At 40.0% G+C, this 22536-nt stretch carries 17 protein-coding genes; 13 read left to right on the plus strand and 4 right to left on the minus strand.

What is annotated here, in order from left to right; translation table 11 throughout:
* The first annotated feature begins 26 nt into the window (after window positions 1–26).
* From CKW03_RS08745 to CKW03_RS08760, 4 genes are all read left to right on the plus strand, one after another.
* The gene (locus tag CKW03_RS08745) at window positions 27–827 is read left to right on the plus strand and encodes a M48 family metallopeptidase (protein ID WP_093095867.1); all 801 of its coding nucleotides are present in this window, start codon (window positions 27–29) and stop codon (window positions 825–827) included.
* 277 nt (window positions 828–1104) lie between these two features.
* The gene (locus tag CKW03_RS08750; RefSeq protein ID WP_093095868.1) at window positions 1105–1989 is read left to right on the plus strand and encodes an ABC transporter ATP-binding protein; all 885 of its coding nucleotides are present in this window, start codon (window positions 1105–1107) and stop codon (window positions 1987–1989) included.
* Window positions 1982–5629 carry a M1 family aminopeptidase gene (locus CKW03_RS08755; RefSeq protein ID WP_093095871.1) on the plus strand — a complete coding sequence of 1216 codons (3648 nt, stop codon included), beginning with the start codon at window positions 1982–1984 and terminating at the stop codon, window positions 5627–5629. The genes CKW03_RS08750 and CKW03_RS08755 overlap by 8 nt, the downstream gene beginning before the upstream one ends.
* Before the next feature lie 94 nt (window positions 5630–5723).
* Complete coding sequence (locus CKW03_RS08760) at window positions 5724–6440, plus strand: AAA family ATPase (RefSeq protein ID WP_093095873.1); 717 nt, start codon at window positions 5724–5726, stop codon at window positions 6438–6440.
* 17 nt (window positions 6441–6457) lie between these two features.
* Here the strand turns inward: CKW03_RS08760 and CKW03_RS08765 are convergent, their stop codons facing one another.
* Together CKW03_RS08765 and CKW03_RS08770 are read right to left on the minus strand one after the other, a co-directional pair.
* Window positions 6458–7783: a Na+/H+ antiporter NhaC family protein gene (locus tag CKW03_RS08765; protein ID WP_093095874.1), complete on the minus strand. Its 1326-nt coding sequence runs from the start codon at window positions 7781–7783 to the stop codon at window positions 6458–6460.
* 359 nt (window positions 7784–8142) lie between these two features.
* Complete coding sequence (locus CKW03_RS08770) at window positions 8143–9594, minus strand: alanine/glycine:cation symporter family protein (RefSeq protein WP_093095876.1); 1452 nt, start codon at window positions 9592–9594, stop codon at window positions 8143–8145.
* 227 nt (window positions 9595–9821) lie between these two features.
* Between CKW03_RS08770 and CKW03_RS08775 the strand changes: the two genes are divergently transcribed.
* Entirely contained in the window at window positions 9822–10775 is a 954-nt protein-coding gene (locus CKW03_RS08775) for a hypothetical protein (RefSeq protein ID WP_093095878.1), read from the plus strand.
* 47 nt (window positions 10776–10822) lie between these two features.
* Here CKW03_RS08775 and CKW03_RS08780 read toward each other — a convergent pair whose 3' ends face one another.
* On the minus strand, window positions 10823–11197 hold the full coding sequence (locus tag CKW03_RS08780; protein WP_093095880.1) for a PEGA domain-containing protein: 375 nt from the start codon (window positions 11195–11197) through the stop codon (window positions 10823–10825).
* 225 nt (window positions 11198–11422) lie between these two features.
* Here CKW03_RS08780 and CKW03_RS08785 point away from each other — a divergent pair, with 225 nt between their 5' ends.
* The 3 genes from CKW03_RS08785 to CKW03_RS08795 all read left to right on the plus strand — a co-directional run bounded on the left by CKW03_RS08785 (window position 11423) and on the right by CKW03_RS08795 (window position 16013).
* Complete coding sequence (locus CKW03_RS08785) at window positions 11423–13048, plus strand: ABC-F family ATP-binding cassette domain-containing protein (RefSeq protein ID WP_093095882.1); 1626 nt, start codon at window positions 11423–11425, stop codon at window positions 13046–13048.
* Window positions 13049–13624: 576 nt separating this feature from the next.
* Window positions 13625–15358 (plus strand): GMC family oxidoreductase, encoded by a 1734-nt coding sequence (locus tag CKW03_RS08790; RefSeq protein WP_093095883.1) that lies wholly within the window; start codon window positions 13625–13627, stop codon window positions 15356–15358.
* Between the two features lie 10 nt (window positions 15359–15368).
* Window positions 15369–16013 (plus strand): gluconate 2-dehydrogenase subunit 3 family protein, encoded by a 645-nt coding sequence (locus CKW03_RS08795; protein WP_093095886.1) that lies wholly within the window; start codon window positions 15369–15371, stop codon window positions 16011–16013.
* A gap of 52 nt (window positions 16014–16065) precedes the next feature.
* On the opposite strand, the gene CKW03_RS08800 is transcribed toward CKW03_RS08795, so the two are convergent.
* On the minus strand, window positions 16066–16653 hold the full coding sequence (locus tag CKW03_RS08800; protein ID WP_236736446.1) for an NUDIX hydrolase: 588 nt from the start codon (window positions 16651–16653) through the stop codon (window positions 16066–16068).
* A 22-nt stretch (window positions 16654–16675) separates the two neighbouring features.
* Between CKW03_RS08800 and pyrE the strand changes: the two genes are divergently transcribed.
* The 5 genes from pyrE (at window position 16676) to CKW03_RS08825 (ending at window position 22536) form a co-directional block, all read left to right on the plus strand.
* Entirely contained in the window at window positions 16676–17323 is a 648-nt protein-coding gene (gene pyrE / locus CKW03_RS08805; RefSeq protein ID WP_093095889.1) for an orotate phosphoribosyltransferase, read from the plus strand.
* Between the two features lie 3 nt (window positions 17324–17326).
* The gene (locus CKW03_RS08810) at window positions 17327–17725 is read left to right on the plus strand and encodes an SRPBCC family protein (protein WP_093095891.1); all 399 of its coding nucleotides are present in this window, start codon (window positions 17327–17329) and stop codon (window positions 17723–17725) included.
* A gap of 1444 nt (window positions 17726–19169) precedes the next feature.
* Entirely contained in the window at window positions 19170–19466 is a 297-nt protein-coding gene (locus CKW03_RS08815; RefSeq protein ID WP_093095895.1) for a hypothetical protein, read from the plus strand.
* 149 nt (window positions 19467–19615) lie between these two features.
* Window positions 19616–20539, plus strand: a complete 924-nt coding sequence (locus tag CKW03_RS08820; RefSeq protein WP_093095897.1) for a hypothetical protein — start codon at window positions 19616–19618, stop codon at window positions 20537–20539.
* 5 nt (window positions 20540–20544) lie between these two features.
* Window positions 20545–22536, plus strand: a complete 1992-nt coding sequence (locus CKW03_RS08825) for a TonB-dependent receptor (protein WP_093095899.1) — start codon at window positions 20545–20547, stop codon at window positions 22534–22536.

The raw sequence follows: 22536 nt of genomic DNA on the forward strand, positions 1-22536 counted from the left end.
TTAGATAAACTAAATCAAGAACACTTATGAAACGAATAACAAAATACGCCTCCATGCTGCTCTTAGGAGCTACATTGGTAGGTTGTGCCACTTCCGCCATAACCGGGCGAAAGTATCTAAAACTGGTAGACTCTCAGACTATCAATAACCAAGCTGCATTGGCTTATAAAGATTTTTTAAGTAAAAATAGCTCTAAAGTTGAAACAGGTTCTGCTGCTGCTACGCAAGTAAAACGAGTGGGTAACAGAATTGCTGCGGCAACAAATGAATATTTGAGGCAGATTGGGGCTGCTGATAAATTTAACTTCAACTGGGAATTCAACCTAATTGAAAGTGACCAAGTGAATGCTTGGTGTATGCCAGGAGGTAAAGTGGCAGTTTATACAGGTATTTTACCAATTGCTAAGAATGATGCTGGTTTGGCTACTGTAATGGGCCATGAGATTGCACACGCCATCGAAGAGCATTCGGTATCTCAAGTTTCAAATGCAATGGCGGCACAGTTCGGTGCACAATTATTAAATGCTGCTGGAACAATCAGTAATAGCAGATATACAGGTCTATTCAACCAGATCTACGGTATTGGATACCAAGTAGGATCATTGAAGTTCTCAAGAAATGATGAATTAGCAGCTGATAAAGCTGGTCTTATCTTGATGGCAATGGCAGGTTACAATCCGGAAGAAGCTGTAGCATTCTGGGAAAGAATGTCCCAAGGCAAAAAAGGAGGGAACCCTGAATGGTTAAGTACTCACCCTAGTGATGCTAGACGTATTAGCCAATTGCAAGCAATGGTTCCTGAAGCCATGAAGTATTACAAAAAATAAAAATTAATATAAAACCAAGAAAGCCGACAAGAAATTGTCGGCTTTCTTGGTTTTAGACTAAGAGACAACAGACATCAGGCAATAGACTTTTGCAAATTGTTCCTAGGCATTAATATTCATCTCCAGACATTGTTTTTTGTTCCATTTCCATAGGTCTTAGGTCTAATGCCTAACAGTTTTAAGTCTTAAAAAAAGTAACAGAAAAAAATATTTTAATTTTTCTGTTACTTTTTTTAACAAAAACGTACTAATTTATGAAAACAACAATCAATTATAAATGGAACTTAAGATCAGTAATTTAACGAAGACATATAACAACGGTGTAAAAGCACTTGATGATGTTAATTTAGAAATCGGAGCAGGGATGTTTGGTTTATTGGGGCCTAATGGTGCCGGTAAATCTTCTCTAATGCGGACTATCGCTACGCTACAAAGCCCTGATAGTGGAAGTATACAGTTCGGAGATATTGACGTCCTGAAGGACAACAATGCCTTGAGGCGTATTCTCGGTTACCTACCGCAAGAGTTTGGTGTATATCCCAACCTTTCCGCTGAGGACCTGCTGAACTATTTCGCGGAATTAAAAGGCATCAGTAATAAACAGGACCGCAAGAAGATTGTATCCAATGCCTTAGAAATCACTAACCTATACGATTTTAGAAGCAAGAGTGTCAGTGGCTATTCAGGTGGTATGAAGCAACGTTTCGGTATTGCTCAAATGCTGCTAAACGACCCCAAACTGATCATTGTTGATGAGCCCACTGCCGGTTTAGACCCTGCCGAAAGACATCGTTTCTTAAATGTCTTAAGAGAAATCGGCGCACAACATACGGTAATCTTTTCCACGCATATCGTCGATGATGTACGTGAGCTTTGCCATGAACTCGCTATTATGAATGGTGGGAAGGTCCTATTCCGTGGAAGTACGCAGGAAGGTACTGATCGCCTAGTAGGAAAGATCTGGAAGAAGAAAATTGATCGCGCTGATTTTGAGAAAGAAAATACCATCTATAATGTGATCTCCTCCAATTACAACCAGGATAATAGCTTAAATATCCGTGTGCATGCCGATCAGCAGCCACACGAATCCTTTAGTCCGGCGACTCCGATCCTTGAAGATGTTTATTTCGTAACCCTTAAGAGCGATAAGGTAAATGTTTAAGACCATCTTTCTCTTTGAGATCAAGCGTTGGTTGAAGCAACCAGTGTTCTATGTGTACTGTGCTATTTATTTTGGTCTAGCTTTCTTAACAACTATATCCAATTTGGGAGCATTTGATGCTGTGACGAGTACCACCTCGACACCTGTATACCTAAATTCCCCAATCAGGATCGCTAGCTTCTTCAATAGTTTTGCCACCCTCATTTATTTCCTGCTACCGACTATCATCGGCGCATCGGTCTATCGGGATTATCTGTATAACGTACATACCTTACTGTTTTCCTATCCACTGGATAAGCTGAATTACCTTTCAGCAAAATTTCTGAGTTCTTTTGTCGTAGTTACGCTGATAGCTATTATTTGTGGTATAGGCTATTACGCAGGGCAGTTCTATCCAGGGATTAATCCAGAGTTATTGGGCCCTAATAACCCAATGGCCTATATCGTAGGCTTCCTGATAACCGTTCTACCTAATTTTATACTCTTTGGAAGCGTTATTTTTGCCCTAGTTACCTTCAGCAGAAACATATATGTAGGTTTTGTTTTCGTCCTTATTTTGTTCCTATTGCAATCCCTGTTTGATACAGCAGTTAGAAATGTAGACAATCGCTATTTAGTAGCATTGTTAGATCCATTCGGATTTGAGCCTATTCAATACTATAGCCGCTATTGGAGTGTAGATGAGCAGAATACCAATCTATTACCGATCAAAGGTGTTTTGATCTACAATAGGTTAATCTGGTTAGCCGTTTCACTCTTGTTTTTTGGCTTGGTTTACTTTAAATTCAGCTTTTCTCAGCTTGGTATTTCCTTTAAGAAGCCAAAAGAATCCGAAAGGATGACGAAGGATAACTTTGGAAGCATCCTAAAAATCGCACTTCCAAAAGTTAAAAAGGACTATAGCTTCTTTGCTAACCTTAAGCTCAGTTGGAGCCTTTCCAATAAGGACTTTAAGTTCTTGATCAAGAACTGGACTTTTATCATTCTGCTCTGCATTGCCTTTTTGTTTGTCTTGATCGTGATTTCAGTTTCCGGCGAATTGTTTGGAACCTATACCTATCCCGTAACCTGGCAAGTGCTGGTAGCCATGGGAAGTATCTATACTTTCTTCCTGAACATCATGATCTTCCTATTTGCGGGGATGCTAATCCAAAGGTCCAGACAGAGCAATATGTTCCTCTTGATTGAGGCTACAGCAGTTCCTAACTGGGTATTACTGCTTTCAAAGGTATTGGCCATGATAAAATTAGTGTACTTGGTTATGCTCGTTTGTTTGATCAATGGTATTGTATATCAAACCTATAAAGGTTTCTATAACTTCGAGCTTGGGCACTATGCCTTTGAACTCTTCGTCTTATATCCTTTACAGTTCCTTTTCCTGATCCTATTCTCCTTATTCATCCATAATTTCTTCAAGAATTATTTTATAGGATTTATTATTTGCTTGATTTTGTTCTTCACCATTCCTTATTTATCCAAGATTGGAATCGAACAAGCAATCTTCAAACCAGGAGAGGGGGCATCGTTCCAATATTCAGATATGAATGGCTATGCCGATATCCGCCATTTTATCTATTATCGAATCTATTGGATCCTTTTTGGACTGGGACTTTTCGGCATAACGCTGTTGTTCTGGAGACGAGGAATCGTTTCCAATATTAAAGAGAAAATCAACCTTCTTGTCAAACGATCTAAACCAGCATTGCTTATACCTATGCTACTAGCTTTTGTTGGCTTTATCGGGTTAGGCTATGCGATCTATGTAGAAAATAATATTAAACAGCCTCGTTATAGCGCGCTTGAAAGTGAGATGCAGTTGGTTGACTATGAAAAGAAATACAAAAAGTATGCGGATAGGGCCATACCTCGATTGATTGATGTATCTGTTCAATTGGACATAGATCCAAAAAATAGAAATTTCGAGGCAGGGGCTTCTTTCACTTATTTGAATAAAACGAAGGAACCCATCGATACCATCTTTATGAATAAAAGCGATAATAACCTCATCGATATCGAATTTGAAGAGGAATCCAAGTTGTTCTTAAGAGATACGGTTTTGGCGGTTGATATCTATACCCTGGCTAGACCTTTAAATCCTGGAGATACCTTGCGGATTGATTATACCATCAAAAATAAAGAGAATGGTTTCTTGTTCGATCGTTCCCCGGTATTGGAGAATGGCACATTCCTGAACAATATGATGTTTCCAACCCTAACCTATTCTGAAGCTGCAGAGCTTTCCGATAATAGGGTTCGTAAGAAATATGGTTTACCTGATAAAAACAGGATGGCAGATCCTCGAGACTCAAGCAAACTAGGGAATACGTACATTTCCAACGACGCCGATTGGATCAATTATGAATCCATTGTGAGCACGAACCTAGATCAGATTGCCATTGCTCCAGGCTATTTGCAAAAAGAAAGGACCAGCGGAGAAAAACGTTACTTCCATTATAAGATGGATACGCCAATCTTGAATTTCTATTCTTTTATGTCTGCTAAATATGAGACCAAAAAAGAAAAGCATAATGGGGTGGATTTGGAGATATATTACCATAAAGGACATGAGTATAACCTCGATAGGATGATGGCATCCATGAAGAAGTCCTTAGACTATTATGGGTCCAATTATGAGCCTTATCAGTTCAAGCAAATGCGGGTTATTGAGTTTCCAATTTCGATGGGGACATTTGCGCAGGCATTTGCCAATACCGTGCCTTTTTCAGAAGGTATTGGATTCATTGCCAAGGTGGATGAGGATGACCCAGATGCAGTAGATTACCCATATTCCGTGGTTGCCCATGAGTTTGCCCATCAATGGTGGGCCCATCAGGTGATCGGTGCCAATACCCAGGGTACAACCATGATGTCTGAATCATTGGCAGAATACAGTTCCTTAAAGGTCTTGGAACATACCTATGGCAAAGAACAGATGTTTAGGTTCCTGAAGGATGCCTTAGATAAGTATCTCTTGGGAAGAGCTCAAGAAAAGATCCGTGAAAATCCATTGATGTTCAATGAAAACCAAGGCTACATCCATTATAACAAAGGTTCTTTGGTGATGTATGCCATGAGCGAATATTTAGGGGAGAAGAAATTCAACGAATTCCTAAAAAGCTATAATAAGAAAGTGAAGTTCCAGAATCCACCATATACCACCTCCATTGAATTTGTCGATATGCTGAGACCCGTAGTTCCAGATTCTTTGCAATATTTGATTAAAGACTTGTTTGAAACCGTTACGATTTACGACAATGAGGTCAAGGATGCCAAGGTTAAGAAGCTGGCAAACGGTAAATACGAAGTGGATATTGATTTCCAAGTATCAAAATATAGGACTGACCCTTTGGGCAAAAAGAGCTATGAAGATACCAAAGGAACAGCCTTAACCATTAAAAACGGTAAAAACACTGTCCAATCCTTACCATTACAGGATTATGTAGAGGTTGCAGTCCTTGGCGATCCTATCGAAAAGAATGGCTTTAAGGTAGATAATATCCTTTACCTAAAAAAGGTAAAGATCGATAAGATCAACAATAAGCTGAAGATAACGGTCGATAAAAAACCAGTAGAGGTAGGGGTCGATCCGAATAATAAGTTATTGGATACCGATTCGGGGAATAACCGAAAAAAGGTTTAATAGATCAGCCGCTCAAAATGAATTGAGCGGCTTTTTATTGTCGCATATATCTATTTAAGCCTTATCTTTACGGCTTTAACAGTAACAGGAAATTATGAATATCCAGGACCTTATTATTAAGGATAAAGACCTTGTATTACTTGATGATGTGTTCTTGAGTGAAGAAAATCGCTCAAAGATCGATCAGCTTATTAAAGAGCATCGGTATTTTGAGGAGCTCCATGAGTATGGTCTGCCCGTAAGCAATAAAGTTCTCCTGTTCGGACATTCAGGCTGTGGGAAAACGACCACCGCCAAAGCCATAGCAAACAGCTTAGGCAAGCCATTGATCATCCTGAATCTGAGTAATGTCATCAATTCAAGGATCGGTGAGACCTCCCAAAATGTGAAGCAGGTTTTCGATCGTGCAGCTCGCGATAAGGCGGTTCTGTTTCTGGATGAGTTTGATCAATTGGGAAAGGCGAGGGGAGACGATGACAATGATGTAGGTGAGATGCGCCGATTGGTCAATTCCATAATCCAACAGATCGATTATTTACCCGCTGATGTCCTGTTGATCTGTGCGACCAACCATGTAAACATCATTGATAGTGCTCTGATCAGAAGGTTCCAGATCAGGATCCAGTATGAAATGCCCGACCAAGCTGGATTAGATGCATATTATGATGCTCTATTGGCAAGATTCCCTGATGAATTACATCCAAGAACAAGGCGTTATGGAATATCTTTCGCTGAAGCCAAGGATAGCCTGTATGCCATCGTAAAATCCAATCTGATCAAGAAGTTGGACATGAAAGGCAGGATGCTATAAAAATATCTATAGAAAGTCTATGCAGCCTGTAACTGTGGTTTGTCCTTTCTGAAGACAATAAACAAGAAAGCAACTATACCCATCAAAACAGGATAATAAAGATATTGCATCACATCTATTGGAGAGAGCAATGTCTTTCCTTCTTCCGAAAGTACCACATTTGCTGCCGCCATAGCTGCTAATATCTGCGCGCCATAAGGAACCAATCCTTGGATAAAACAGGAAATCGTATCCAGTATACTGGCTACCCGGCTTCCTTCCAATCCGTTTTCATCTGAAATATCCTTTGCTATTGGACCAACAATGACAATGGTAATCGTGTTGTTTGCAATAGCCAAATTGACCAAACTAACCAAAAAAGCAATACTCAGTTCAGCTCTTTTCTTCGAATTGATGCGCTTGGTCACCGTATTCAACAAATAGTCAATACCTCCATTGTATCGTATTATACCCACAACACCACCGATGATCAAACATAGGATACTCAATTCGAACATGCCTGCAAATCCATCATTAATGGATTTTAAGACTTTTAGGAAGTCGATGGAACCTGTGCTCAATCCGATGACTGCTGCACTTAAGATACCGATTCCCAAAGTCCAGATCACATTTAGGCCAGACAAGGCCAAAATAAACACCAATACATAAGGTAGGATCTTGACCAATTCAAAATCCCCCACATTCATATTGGTGGTATTATGCAGCATCTGGTTACCCTGGAACGCATAGATGATCATCACGATAATGGCTACAGGCAGTACCATCTTAAAGTTCACTTTAAATTTTTCTTTCATACCAACGCCTTGCGTTCTGGTCGCTGCGATGGTGGTATCCGAAATAAAAGATAGGTTATCTCCGAACATGGATCCGCCTATGACAGCCGCCAAGGCAATAGGCATGATACCGCTGATATTCTCTTCCAAACCAACAGCAATGGGTGCAAGGGCGACAATCGTCCCTACAGATGTCCCTAAAGAGGTGGATATAAAACAGGAAACCAAAAACAGTCCTGCTATCACATACTGAGCCGGAATATAGGTTAAGGCAAAATTGATGGTGGAGGAGATGGCCCCAATGTTTTTGGATAATTCGCCAAAGGCGCCTGCCAAAAGGAAAATTAAGATCATGATCAAGATGTTCTCGTTTCCCGCTCCTTGAGCAAAATGGACTAATTTTTCATTGAATGCTTTCTTAGGAAATTGAAAAAATGCAACAAAAAGACAAAGCACAAATACAACAAGGACAGGTAAGGCATAAAAATCCCCTAGTATAAATGATCCTGCAAAGTATATCACGACAAACAGGATTAGCGGTAATAAGGCCCAGAAATTGCCTTTATTCATAAGCTTAGATTAAATGAAAAAAATTTCCCAAAATTAGCATATTATTCAGACAATCAAATCTTTCGTGGATAGAGAATCTATACTTTGGCATTATTAGGCCATATTTTTAACCATTAAAAACTGATTTCCAAAGCCTTGATGCTTTGCTAATAGGAAATATTGTGTAACTTTAGTTACAATCACCAGAATAAACATAAAGCAAAGGAAATGAAAAGGACCCCATTGACAACTTTAATTCTGTTGTTATTAGTGGCATTCGTTTTAGTGTTTGCTACTACCTGCTTCGGGATTCATTAACTAAAAAAGCGAGACTTGATAACGCACTCAAATCTCGCTTTTTTTTATTCAGAAGCTTGGTTTTAATCCTGATTGTTTTCCCAATACTCGGCATTTTTAATTCCAATAGCCTTAGGGTCAAACGAAGGGTCTTCAATTCCTTGTTTTCTTTTACTTTTATAATCTTTCCAAACCTTCATAGCTGGTTTGCTCAATAGCAAGATGGCGATAATATTGGTCCATGCCATTAAACCTACACCGATATCACCGATCGCCCATGCAGTGTCTGCTGTCCTTACCGTTCCAAAATAAACCGTGCTCAAAAAGACGATCTTAAAGATCCAGCCAATGATTTTTCTGGCTTTTTCACTTTTTACCAAATAGGCAACGTTGGTGTCTGCGTAATAAAAATAAGCCATAATGGTAGTAAACGCAAAGAAGAATAGGGCAATAGCAACGAAGCCATTTCCAAATCCAGGGAAGTGATGTGATACTGCTGCTTGTGTAAAGCCATTATAATCTACATTTGGCAGGTTTTCTACCAACAATGTCGTAGGTTGTCCTGCAGCATCCACATTTGTTACATTGTACATGCCAGTAAATAAAATCATCAGGGCTGTTGCGGTACAAACAAATAAGGTATCTACATAAACTGAGAATGCCTGAACCAATCCTTGTTGAGCGGGGTGGGATACATCTGCCGCTGCAGCTGCGTGAGGTGCAGTACCTTGTCCAGCTTCGTTGGAGTAGATTCCGCGTTTTACACCCCATGCTATCGCCATACCGATAATACCACCAAAAGTAGCATCTAAGCTAAAAGCACTTTTAAAGATAAGTGCAAATACCTCAGGAATTTGTTGGAAGTTAATTCCAATGATGATCAAGGTCATCAAGATATAACCACCAGCCATAAATGGCACCACAAACTCGGCTACAGTTCCTAGTCTTTTTACACCGCCGAAAATAATAAGGACCAATAATCCTACAATGGCAATTCCTGTATAGGATGGGTCGATTTGATAGGCATTGAATGCCGAGGATGCAATCGCATTACTTTGCACACCCGGAAGCAATAAACCAGCACTTACAATGGTAAGAATAGCAAATATCGCGGCATACCATTTTACGCCAAGACCTTTTTCGATATAGAAGGCTGGACCACCTCTAAATTCATTGCCTTCCTTTTGTTTGTACAATTGACCTAAAGTTGCTTCCACAAAAGCTGATGCAGAACCTAAAAAGGCAATTGCCCACATCCAGAATACGGCGCCTGGCCCACCATAGAATATGGCGGTAGCCACACCTATAATGTTCCCTGTACCGACACGGCCTGAAATTGCCAAAGCAAAGGCTTGAAAAGATGAGATACCTTCGTCAGATTTCTTCTTGGCGAAGAGCAACCTGATCATGTCTTTTAGGTATGTAACTTGAAGGAATCCTGTTCGAATGGAGAAGTAAAGCCCTGTGCATAAGCACAAATAAATTAAAACTTCACTCCATACTAGATTGGAGATCGAGGAGATAATATTATCCATTAATTTGGTTTAAATAGTTATTAGCCATTAATTATTGTGTAAAGTAAAGGTTTTTTTTAGAAAATATCACAAATAAATTCTGTGAAGATTATCCTTGAAATCCTCCCTCCACCCTCGGGTTAATTGATTTTCAGTTCGCGAAAATTTTCGAATTTACTTGGAATTATCGATTTCAAGCTAGAATATTGTCTAATTATTACACGACTATTATTTGCTCCAACAAAATTATGGAAAGGTTAAATTTCTCATTCCTCCTGCTTATAGGAACTATCTTGCTGAATTCCTGCGCTTCTGTCAAAAACCTTGAGATTAGGGACCTGTTGCACCATAGCAACTGTAATCAGCAAAATGTGTATGAATATGATGTGGATAGTCTACCAATTCCCCTGCACGAACAATCGGTATCCCCTTTATTGCAAAGTAAATTGACCTTCAATAGCCTTAATATGGCCAATGCGATTGGCATTCTGACGACCGTCTCAAAATATGCGGAATTAAAGCAAAACCCAGCTCCCGATGATCTGAAATATAGATTGGACTTGTTGGAGTTAAAGCAGGCGATCGATCAGAAGATCAATAGTTCTTCTCTAGAAATTTCAGCCATTTCTTCAGAAATGGACTGTGAAGAGGAGCGGACCAGCCAAGTCGCCAACTACCTTGAAGGAAAAATTCAAGATAAAGAATCTAAACTCACTGTGGCAGCTATCGTGGTTGGTGCCTTGGGTGCTATCTTAACGGAAGGTGTTGTCAAGGACGAAGGGGCTAGCCATGTGGTGGGTATCTCCACGGGTGTTGCTGAGGCTTCATTCGGTGTGATGATGTTGCTGAATGATGAAAAGACCGATTTCTTCCATAAGAGAAATGCCCTGCGCGATGTTTGGTTTGGTGCAGCAACTTCGAAGAACTTCCCAGCAGCGGTTTGGTATTATTTAAACTATTCCAGTCCTGAAAATGGAATCAAGTCTTCTTTAAGGGAACAAATCGTTCAGAAATGGAGCAGCTTCGGACAGATTACCAAATCATCAGAAGAAGAGATGTTGGATCTCTATTTTGGCGAAGGGGGCGAGTATACTAGCGAGCAGTTGGAAAATAGGGCAGATATGTATGATCAATTGGAATCAAATATCAATTTGATGAAGCAGGATTTAAAAGCGCTCTCTGCCGAATTGGAAAGATTATAAAAAAAGCCATGGCAATGAAGCATGGCTTTTTCTCAAAATTCTAAAAATTATGGATTTGCTGGTTTCAGTTCCAATTCATAGAATTTAGGGTCATATTTCATCATGGCCCCAGTGGCAGCATCCACGGCCCAACCTACCATACCTAGTAAGTTTAAAATAGAAACCGTGTTGAAGGTAGTTTCAGGATTGAATTGGTATTTTTCATAACCATCTTTGGTCAAGGTAATGACCGGACCGTTAAAACCTTTCTTCAGGGATACCGTAGCAGGAGTGACTCCTCGGTCGACGCCATCCACTTGGATTTTAGCTCCACTTGGAAACGATTTGATCATCACATTTTGCTTGGTTCCGGTAAAAATAGTTCCGCATGAGCTTGTAAACAAAACAACAAAGGACAAGGCAATTAAAAATACTGCTTTCATGTTAATTTAATTAATAATTGTTAAAGTATATCGTATTGACTTCGCAATTTATGAAAGGTTTAAGAGTATTTTTTAAAAAATTTCAATAAAATTAACCTGCTATTTCAGAATGTTCTCGAAACAAAATGAAACTGAGTTAGTTGCATAAAAATTAGTCAAGAACAAGCGATAAAAAGGGCTGCTTACAACCTTCCCAAACTCAATAAATAACTGTATCTTTGCGACATGATTAACGTTTCGAATTTATCTCTTCGTTATGGCAAACGTGTCCTATTCGAAGATGTCAACTTAAAGTTCACTCCTGGAAACTGTTACGGTATTATCGGAGCGAATGGTGCCGGAAAATCGACTTTTTTAAAAATTATCTCTGGAGAAGTAGATCCTACTTCTGGATCCGTTGCTTTTACTCCAGGGGAGAGAATGTCTGTATTAAATCAGAACCACTACGCATTTGATGAGTTCTCAGTTATCGAAACGGTCATGATGGGTAATCAAGAGCTGTATAAGGTGATGAAGGAAAAGGATGAAATCTACATGAAAGAAGATTTCTCTGATGCAGATGGTGAAAGAGCTGGTGAACTGGAAAGCCTATTTGCAGAGATGGATGGCTGGAATGCGGAAAGCAATGCAGCTACCCTATTGAGCAACCTTGGGATTAAAGAAGAACTTCACTATAAATTAGTTAAGGAGTTGGATGGTAATGAAAAAGTTCGTGTCCTATTGGCGCAAGCTTTGTTTGGTAATCCGGATATCTTGATCCTGGATGAGCCTACCAACGACTTGGACATCAATACCATTGCTTGGTTAGAAGATTTCCTTGCTAGCTATGAAGCGATTGTATTGGTCGTGTCCCACGACCGTCACTTCCTTGATGCGGTATGTACACATATCGTCGATATTGACTTTGGTAAAATGACTATCTATTCCGGTAACTATACGTTCTGGTACGAGTCTTCACAATTGGCATTGAAACAGCGTGCTGACCAAAACAAGAAAATGGAAGATAAGGTGAAAGAATTACAGGAATTTATCCGTCGATTCTCTGCCAATGCTTCTAAATCAAAACAAGCGACTTCCCGTAAGAAAGCTTTGGATAAGATCAACATTGAAGACATCAAACCTTCAAACAGAAAATATCCTGCTATTATGTTCAATATGATGGACAGAGATCCGGGAGATCAAATCTTGACCGTAGAGAATTTAGGCAAGACCGTGAATGGCGAAGTATACTTCAAGCATATCAGCTTTATGGTCAATAAAGGGGACAAGATCGCTGTATTGGCAGAAAATAATTTGATTACTTCTGCTTTTTATGATGTTCTTGCTGGACGCGATCAAGATTATGTTGGTGAATTTAAATGGGGAGTAACCATTACACCTGCCGACATGCCTATTGATAATGCTGAATTCTTTGAAGGAAAAACAGATAACTTGGTAGACTGGTTAAGAGATTATACCACTAAACCAGATGCTGATGAGCAATTTATCCGTGGTTTCTTGGGCAAGATGCTATTCTCTGGCGAAGAAGTGCTTAAGAAATGTTCGGTGCTTTCAGGGGGTGAGAAAATGCGTTGTATGTTCTCAAGGATGATGCTGCAAGGTGCTAACTTCTTGATTTTCGATGAACCTACCAACCACTTGGATCTAGAGTCCATTACGGCATTGAACAACGGTATCAATGACTTTAAGGGATCGGTGTTATTTACCTCACGAGATCATGAGTTAACTCAGACCGTAGCTAATCGTATCATCGAGCTTACGCCAAATGGTATTATCGATAAGTTGATGACTTATGATGAGTACATTAATTCTGAAGCTGTAAAAGCTCAACGTGAAGAAATGTACAGATAGATATTTTTTTTATTTTTTTTAGGGACTGAAGAAATTCAGTCCCTTTTTTTTTATTTAAAAATTTTCTATAAAATCAGTTTGTAACTTAGTAGAAGCAAGGGTTAGAATGAATAACCTGTATGATTGTCTGTAATTTTATTTTCAACTAATTTCTTGTTTGGAAATGGATGCCGATCCAGACAGCTAAAATTCTTTCCTTTTTTCTTATTAAAAGTTTAGGTTGTGCTTATTCGAGACATATTCGGAAATTTCGCAAAATGTCCAAAATAATACAGCCTTCCTTGTCAAAGCATTTCGGATGATTTCCCGAATATGTCTCGAATGAGTCTCGAACATGCTAGGAAGAAATTGCTCGCTTATTTCATGGATTGAGTTTGGGATTCTACTTCACTTTGCCTGAGTTTTTGCTAGAGAAAAATTTACCTTTATGAAGAAATATTGATCATTGCGTATCAAAAATTTTATCTAATGATACTTGGATTGGGCGATAGAATTGCTATATTTAGTGTTGCTAAATAGTATAAGCAAGAATATGCTTTCATTTAAACCGAATTTAAATCAAGATCACAAAAGTTTATGAGTGTTTTTCAAATTAAAGAAAACCCTGAGGTTTTTGATGCCATAGTTGTGGGGTCAGGAGCTGGAGGCGGTATGGCAGGATATATTTTGGCAAATGCAGGGCTAAAGGTCCTCATGCTGGAAGCGGGTCCGTTTTTTGATCCTGCGAAGGATGCATTGCAAATGCGCTGGCCATGGGAGTCTCCACGACGAGGGGCAGGTGTCACAAGACCTTTTGGTGATTTTGATGCGGCTTATGGCGGTTGGCAATTAGATGGTGAACCTTATAGCAAAGTTGCCGGTACTGAATTTGAATGGTTCCGAGCAAGGATGCTTGGCGGTAGGACAAATCACTGGGGCCGTATTTCCCTCAGGATGGGACCGGATGATTTCCAGCCTACAGATGGACTTACCGATGCTTGGCCGATTACTTATGATGAGGTGAAACCTTATTACGACCGTGTAGACCGTATGATCGGTATCTATGGTACGGTTGAGGGCATCCATAATGAACCTGATGGGATCTTTATGAAACCACCAAAACCTAGATTAAATGAACTGTTTATCCATAAAGGCGCTAAAAAGGCAGGCGTACCTGTAATTCCGGGACGTGGTGCTGTTTTGACGGAAGCTTCTCCTGAGATCAAGGGTAGGGGAACTTGTTTCTACTGTGGACAATGTGGCCGTTCATGTAAGGTATACGGAGATTTTTCCTCATCTTCTTGTTTGGTTATCCCTGCGATGAAAACCGGTAATTTGAAAGTGATCGATAATGCCATGGTCCGTGAGGTTCTGACCAATGACGAGGGATTGGCTATTGGGGTTTCTTATGTGAATACCACGGACATGCAGGAATATGCTGTAAAAGGTAAGAAGGTGATTTTAGGGGCGAGTGCCTGCGAAAGTGCCAGGTTGCTATTAAATTCAAAATCCAAAGCACATCCAGGTGGAATCGGAAACAGCAGTGGTCTAGTTGGAAAATATTTACATGATTCTACAGGAGCTAGTTTAGGAGGCTTTATTCCTGAACTGTTGGATAGAAAACGATATAATGAAGATGGTACCGGAAGCGTACATATCTATTCGCCTTGGTGGGAGGACAACAAGAAATTGAATTTCCCGAGAGGTTACCATATTGAGTATGGTGGTGGATTGCACATGCCATCTTATGGCTTTATGAACTGGGTTCCTAACGTAAACGGGATGGTTCCCGGAGCAGATGGGGCTAAAAAGGATATGGGTGGCTATGGAGCTGGACTGAAAAATGATTACCGTCGTTTCTATGGTGCAAACGTAGGGATGGCAGGTCGTGGTACCGCTTTGGCCAGGAAAGACAATTATTGTGAGATCGATCCTACGAAGGTGGATAAGTTTGGTATCCCGGTATTGCGCTTCCACTATAAATGGGCCAACGAGGAAATTGCACAAGCTAAGCACATGCAAGATACCTTCCAATCTATTATGCATGAGATGGGGGCAATTATTACCTCCAATATCCCAGGTGCGGATACCCTTTATGGCTTAGAGGCTCCAGGAAAGATTATCCATGAAGGTGGTACCACCAGAATGGGGAATGATCCGAAGTCTTCGGTATTGAATAAATGGGGGCAAGCGCATGACTGCAAGAATGTGTATGTAGTGGATGCAGGTCCGTTCGTGCAACAGGGCGATAAAAACTTGACGTGGACCATCTTGGCTTTGTCCATGCGTACAGCAGAATATATATTAGAAGAAAACAAAAAATTAGCATAACCCAAAAGCGATGAACAGAAGAGATTCACTTAAAGCCTTAGGGCTACTTGCAGCAGGATCTGGCGTATTGGCAGCATCCTGTAAAGATGAAAAAAGCTCAGGGCAAGCCGGGAAAGCTGCCGCAGGCAGTTCTGAAAAATTACCCGGGGTACAGGAATTTGAATATAAACGGACTGAAGCCTTAATGGCCGAGAAGTTCTTTACAGATCATGAATTAGCGACCATTACGGTGTTGGCAGATATCATTATCCCAAAAGACGATGTCTCTGGCAGTGCTTCAGAAGCTGGAGTACCGGCCTTTATCGAATTCATGTCCAAAGATATCCCAAGCTATCAGACACCTTTACGTGGAGGCTTGAAATGGCTTGACGTTCAATGTCAAAAGACCTATGGAAATGCCTTTGTGAAATGTAAAAAAGATGAACAGATTGCCATGGTCGATGAGATTGCCTATCCGCAAAAAGCTAAGCCAGAGATGGCTCAGGGGGTAGCCTTCTTTTCCTTGATGCGGGACTTGACCTCAACTGGATTTTTTACCAGTGAAATGGGGGTAAAGGATATCGGATACGTTGGTAACAAGCCAGGTGTTTGGAATGGTGTGCCAGCTGATGTCTTGAAGCAATATGGTTTCGACCCAGAAAAGTTCTTTGGATAGAATCAAAAAACAGAAAATATAAGGGGAGCTGATTTTCAGCTCCCCTTTTTATTTATTTTTTGATGGTCTCAACGATTTCCATGATCAAAGGATAGGTGTTTTCCTTAACTTTTTTCAATTCAGAAGCCTTCAGCCATTCAGCCTGATCAATGTCTTCTTCCAGTTGTGGTGTCAGCTTAGGGATTTTGTTAACTCCCATTTGGTACCATTTGGTTTGCTTCAATACGAATTTGTTTCGCATATAATAAGTATGGTAAGTTGTTGCCAGCTTTTTACCTATGTAATCGACCTCGATTCCGCATTCTTCTTCAACTTCCCTGAGGGCGGCATCTTTCATTTTTTCACCTTCTTCCACTTTCCCTTTAGGCAGGTCCCATTTTCCAAGGCGATGGATAAATAGGTATTCGCCATTTCCATTTGTAACTAATCCACCGGCTGCTTTAACGATACGGGTTGTAGATAATATCTTTTTAAAAACTTTTCTGATATTAGGGTGTATGTATAGGTACACAGTTTTATCTGTGCTGTGGGCGGACTCGTTGAAAAGTTTTTCCAGATCAATGTCTTGTAAACCAATTGTTTGAACGTTTTCTTTAATATGAGGGGTAAAATCTGCCAAAATTAACAGAGATTGGTTCATATAAATTTTATAAATTTGTGCCATGAATTATTTAAATGAGGTTGAACAAAAAGTTGCTGAATCCTTATTGCAAATTAAAGCAATAAAATTACAACCTAAAAACCCTTTTACTTGGGCGTCTGGATGGAAGTCACCAATTTATTGTGATAATCGTGTTGCGTTATCGCATCCAGCTATCCGTACTTACATTCGTCAAAAGTTGTCACAATTGATCCAAGAGGAGTTTGGTTCGGTTGATATGATATCGGGAGTAGCGACAGCAGGGATCCCTCAGGGCGTATTGGTAGCACAAGATTTAGGTTTGCCTTTTTCTTATGTTCGCAGCAGTGCTAAGGATCATGGTCGTCAGAACCTGATTGAGGGTGAAGTAATCTCAGGTCAGCGTGTTGTTGTCATTGAGGATTTGGTATCTACCGGAAAAAGCAGTTTACAGGCCGTGAAAGCATTGCGCGAGGCAGGTTGTAATGTTGTGGGATTAGTATCGATCTTTACCTACGGTTTAGAAGTTGCACGCAAGAACTTTGAAGAAGCAAAATGTACTTTCCACAGTTTGTGTAACTACGATGCCCTAATTCATGTTGCCGCTTCTAATAGCTATATCTTAGAATCGGATATCGAACTTTTGGAGAAATGGAAAATTGATCCAGCAAACTGGAACCCAGAATCATAAACTATGACTATTATTCAAAACACTGTAGAAATCAATAAACCCGTTGCAGAGGTTTATAATTTTCTTTCGGATATGAACAATCACGAGCAGTTGATGCCAGAAAACATTGTTAACTGGAGCTCAACAGCCGATGAGGCAAGATTTACCATCAAGAATATGGCTAAATTGTCCCTTCGTATCAGTGAAAGATTAGAAAACAAAGAGTTGGTAAGTGTACCTATCGAGGAAGCACCTTTTCCATTGACTTTACGTTGGAAGTTGGAACCTTCATCTGATAATAGCACCAGTGCTACCTTTGTTATAGAAGCAGGTTTGAATATGATGATGAAAATGATGGCTTCTGGTCCTTTACAGAAGTTGGTGGATTTTCAGGTTGATAAATTGAAATCAGTATTGGGATAGAAATGTCCTGAAGATATGGAATAGGGAAGAGCAATGAGAATTGCTCTTTTTTTGTGGATGTTTTTGAACCAGGATGGAAGGGATTCGGAGTTCGACTCCGCTCACCCACCGGATGGACCAAGATTTTGGCATAAACGTGGCTTCATGGACTATATTTGACTATATTACGGTAGGGGCGTATCGAATACGCCCGCTGAAATTTGAACCAGGATTGATGGGATGAGAGGATGGGCCAAGATCAATAAATAGTTTATCGACAGGTTGGAAGGTCTAATTGTATAAGCCCGCTTTATGATTTTGTTTGTATTGGCGTACAGGTCCTCCATCTTCGATGGGGATGACAGCAGGTATTTGGACATTTGCGTACAGATTCTTCACTTTTCGTTCAGAATTGGAAATGCGCTAAAGAGCGATTCTGAACAATTCGTGAAGAATCTGTACGGTTTCTACTATCACATGTGCTGTCATTCTTTACCGAAGGTAAAGGACCTGTACGCCAATACTGTTCTTAATAAATCTAGTTGAACCTTTGCATGGTTCCAAGATTCTTCCTTCGTCAGAATGACGCGCTGCAAGAGAAAGCGAAGGTAAAGGACCTGTACGCCAATACTGTTCTTAATAAATCTAGTTGAACCTTTGCATGGTTCCAAGATTCTTCCTTCGTCAGAATGACGCGCTGCAAGAGAAAGCGAAGGTAAAGGACCTGTACGCCAATGCTGTTCTTAATAAATCCAGTTGAATGTTTGTAAAGTTCCGAGATCCTTCCTGCGTCAGGATGACACGTTTGTTAAATCTGTGTTTCTAGGTATTCGACCTATATTTCCTCTTCAGAAGAATATTTTTTATCCGCCATACATCCCCAGCGGGGATGAATTATTTTAGCATGGATGGTAAACAATATAGGGTTAATGCAAAAACGATGTTCGATTAATCGAACATCGTTTTTGCGCTACCTCCAGGCTAACGTGCCATGCCAGCTAAAATAATGGAACCCCAAATGGGGTTCTATATTTAAAAAAAACAAAAGATTTGATAGATTTTCATTGCCAACATCCTGTCATCACCTTCCAATAAATTTAGCTCAAATTTTTACTTCTCAGGGTGACAGTGTGGGATTAACTGCAGGTACAGAGACTGTACGCCAATGCAATACAACTATTTATTCAAAATATGAAGCGGGCGAATGCGATTCGCCCCTACGGGATTGTGGACAAATATAGTCTAGGAAGCCATATTCATACCATGATCTTGGTCCATCCTCCCATCCCTTCCATCCTGGTTCAAATTCTCCAAAATAATACCTCAATTTTATTATTATGATAGAATCTTTCCTTATCTTTGTGGCATATTTGCTAAAGACAATAACCCAGATTTGAAACTCTTCTTTACATATATCCTTTTAGTGAGCTTGACACTGCAATCTTTTTATCGCAGTATCTTGACTATGGAGTATGAGATTCATCTTCCGGATTACATTGCCAACTGTATCAACAAGAGCCGCCCGGACTTACACTGTAATGGTCAGTGTGTATTGATGCAGAAGATCAGAGACAAAGAGAAAAAAGAGTCCAAAAAGAATTTCGTGGTTTATGAATATAGTTCTCACTATGTCCATAAAGAATTCAGTACATTGATCAAACCTATTACTGTAGAGGAGCCTGTTGAAAAACCGCTTCCGATCTATATTTCTGAATATAGATTCGAATTCAGTAATCCACTATTCCGTCCTCCGATTGCTTAATCCCTTGCAGTAGGATACCCCTTATTTGAGTTTTATGGATTAATTGACGTCCAAGCGATTTTTTCGTTTGTTGGTCTATATGCGATAGCTTAACTCCATCCTCCTTACTGCCCTTCATTACATTTTAAACAGCAATACCTTTTTACATAATGCAGAAAATAATATTAATTATTTCGCTGTGCCTATTATTCATATCCTGTACAAAAGAAAAAACAGATTATGAAGCCGAAATCGGTACAGAACAACCTGGACAATTAGAGTTTAAGGAAGCCTATTCATTTGAAAAAAATGGCTTGAAAGTAAGTGTACAAGCTTTGAATGGGACTTTGACCAAAGGCTACAATGAGCTGAGGTTAAAAGTTTACAATAAAGAGAACAATGCAGAGATTAATTCTGCAGCCTTAGGTTTCTTGCCCATTTTAAATGATGCTCAAGGCAATCAAGTTTCCTGTCCTCATCGCTATCAATTGGTTTATAATTCCGCAGAGAAGTTTTATGCTGCCTATGCCGTATTTACGGAGCTGAGCAGCAGTGAAAACAAATGGGATCTGTATTTAAGGTTAAAGGTTGGAAACCAGGAGGTACTGATCAAGGAGCCTATTATGGTAAAGGAGCAGACGAATAAAAACCTGAATATGGTTTCCTTTTTTGGGAATGATGATGAACAATACTTTATAGCCTTATTAGGTCCTAGAGCACCAAAAGTGGCTGAAAACAATTTGCAAGCGGGGATTTACAAGTATAATAAGCCTTCGACTCCTGCAAATGGAACGTTTCCGGATCCAAGCCAGTTCAATTATTCTGAGGTCAAAGGCTTTACGCTAAAATTAGATCCAAGGATGCCCGAACCTTCTATGGGTAACCATTCTTCGCCAAACAATAAGGATCTAGTTCAAGGAGATGATGGATTCTATCATGGGGTAGTGAACTATACCATGACAGGAAACTGGACCTTGAATTTCATTTTCATGAACCAAAATGGAAAGATCCTTAAAGGAACCGAAGTGCCTAAAGATTTTACACCTGGGGTAGAGGGTAAAAAAAGTGAACTGTTCATTGATATTTTATTCTAGAGTCTATGCGTAAAATCATATCCATATTCGTGCTTATCCTTATTTCCCTACAATCACAAGCACAGGATACCTTAAAGAATAAAAAAGATACGGTTCAAAAGATCGAGGAGGTGAAAGTTACTGGCCTGAGGAAACGTAAGATTGAGACTGAGATGAAAATGGCTGTTTCGGTAGATGAGTTCCTAGCTTCCTCAGATAAGATCAGCTTTATCAAAAGAGGGGCTTATGCCTGGGAGCCTATGTTGAACAACATGAGTTCGGAGCGATCGACCATTACTATCGATGGGATGCATATTTTTGGTGCCTGTACCGATAAAATGGATCCTATTACTTCCTACGTGGAGAGTAATAACCTGTCTACCATCGATATCAAGTCTGGTCAGGAAGGCAGTATGCATGGAGCAACAGTCTCTGGAAGCATTGATCTGAAGCGCAAAAGCAGTGCTTTTGATAGTATAGCCCAATATAAAGGGTCTTACCAAAGTGGTTTTGAATTCAATAACAACCAGTTTTTCAACTTAGGTAACCTTTCCTACAGTAGCAATAAATTTGTTGCTGATGCCAGTGTGGCATATCGTAAAGCTGGGAATTACCAGGACGGGAATAATGACGTGGTCAAGCATTCGCAGTACCGGAAGTTCAACAGTTCTTTGGGATTAGCCTATAAGACCAGCGAACTGTCCTCTATCCGTGTAGATGCCATCTTTGACCAAGCTAACGATGTTGGTTTCCCGGCATTACCTATGGATCTATGGCTTTCTAGGGCGATTATTACTTCAGCTGCCTATAAACAATTGTTTGAGGAGGGCATATTTAAGGTCTGGGACACTAAAGTCTATTTCAATGCCATCGAACATTATATGGACGATACCAAAAGACCAGAAAATCTTGTGCATATGGATATGCCGGGTTGGAGCAATACATTTGGTCTGGTCTCTAGCGTGAACATGAAAGAAGGCCGTTACAGTTCGGATATCCAATTGAACGCCTATCAGAACCTTTCAATTGCAGAAATGACCATGTACCCTCAAGACCGTAGCAAGAAAACCATGTTTGCCTACAGTTGGCCTTGGGTAACCAGTCGATTTGCAAGTGTTTCGATGAACAATTCCTATGACTTTACGGAAAATAGTAGGGTAAATTTTGGGGGTTCATTAGGCTATAACTATAACCACTCCAAGTATGTAGAATTTAACTGGATCTTTCATCCGGGTACTCCTCAGGAAAAAAGCAGGGTTCTTCCCGGATTGCATGCCAGTTATGACCTAAGCGTAGATAGGTTTAATTTTTCTGTAGGTACAGGTTATGGACAACGCGCACCATCAGTGTCAGAAGGTTATGGTTATTATATCTACAATAGTTTTGACCGCTACGATTATATCGGTAATCCGGACCTGAAAAATGAAATTTCTTATGAAGGAAATGCGAGTGCCGGTTTCAAGACAGAAAGAATGGGGATCGATGCAAAGGTTAACTATTTCTACATTCAAAACTATATCGTAGGAAGGATCTTAAGCTTAGGGAGCCCGATGAACTACCAATCGGTAGGCGTAAAAGGCTATACCTCCTTAGATCATGCTAGGATCTTCAATTTCAGTTTGAATGCAAATTATGATATCCTACCGCATTTGCATTGGAAAGGAAATGTGACTTATGCCCGTGCAACGGATGAAAGAGGGGGAAACCTACCTTTCATCAGACCATTGAGTTATCAGACCTCATTGCATTACATGTACAAGAAGTTTGGCATTCAGACTTCCTTGAACGGTGATATGGAACAGCGCAATTATAGCCCTGAATATGGTGAAGACCTAACAGCTGCTTATCAGGTATGGAATGTCTCAGCTGATTATAGCTTGGCATTTAGCAAATATAAAGCTATGCTGCAGGTGGGCGCTGAAAACCTTTTCAATGAATATTACAGTACCTATGCAGACTGGGGGAATATCCCAAGGATGGGTAGGAATATTTTTACATCCATAAAATTGAGCTTCTAG

The sequence above is a fragment of the Sphingobacterium mizutaii genome (assembly GCF_900187125.1).
GTDB classification, from domain to species: Bacteria; Bacteroidota; Bacteroidia; order Sphingobacteriales; family Sphingobacteriaceae; genus Sphingobacterium; species Sphingobacterium mizutaii.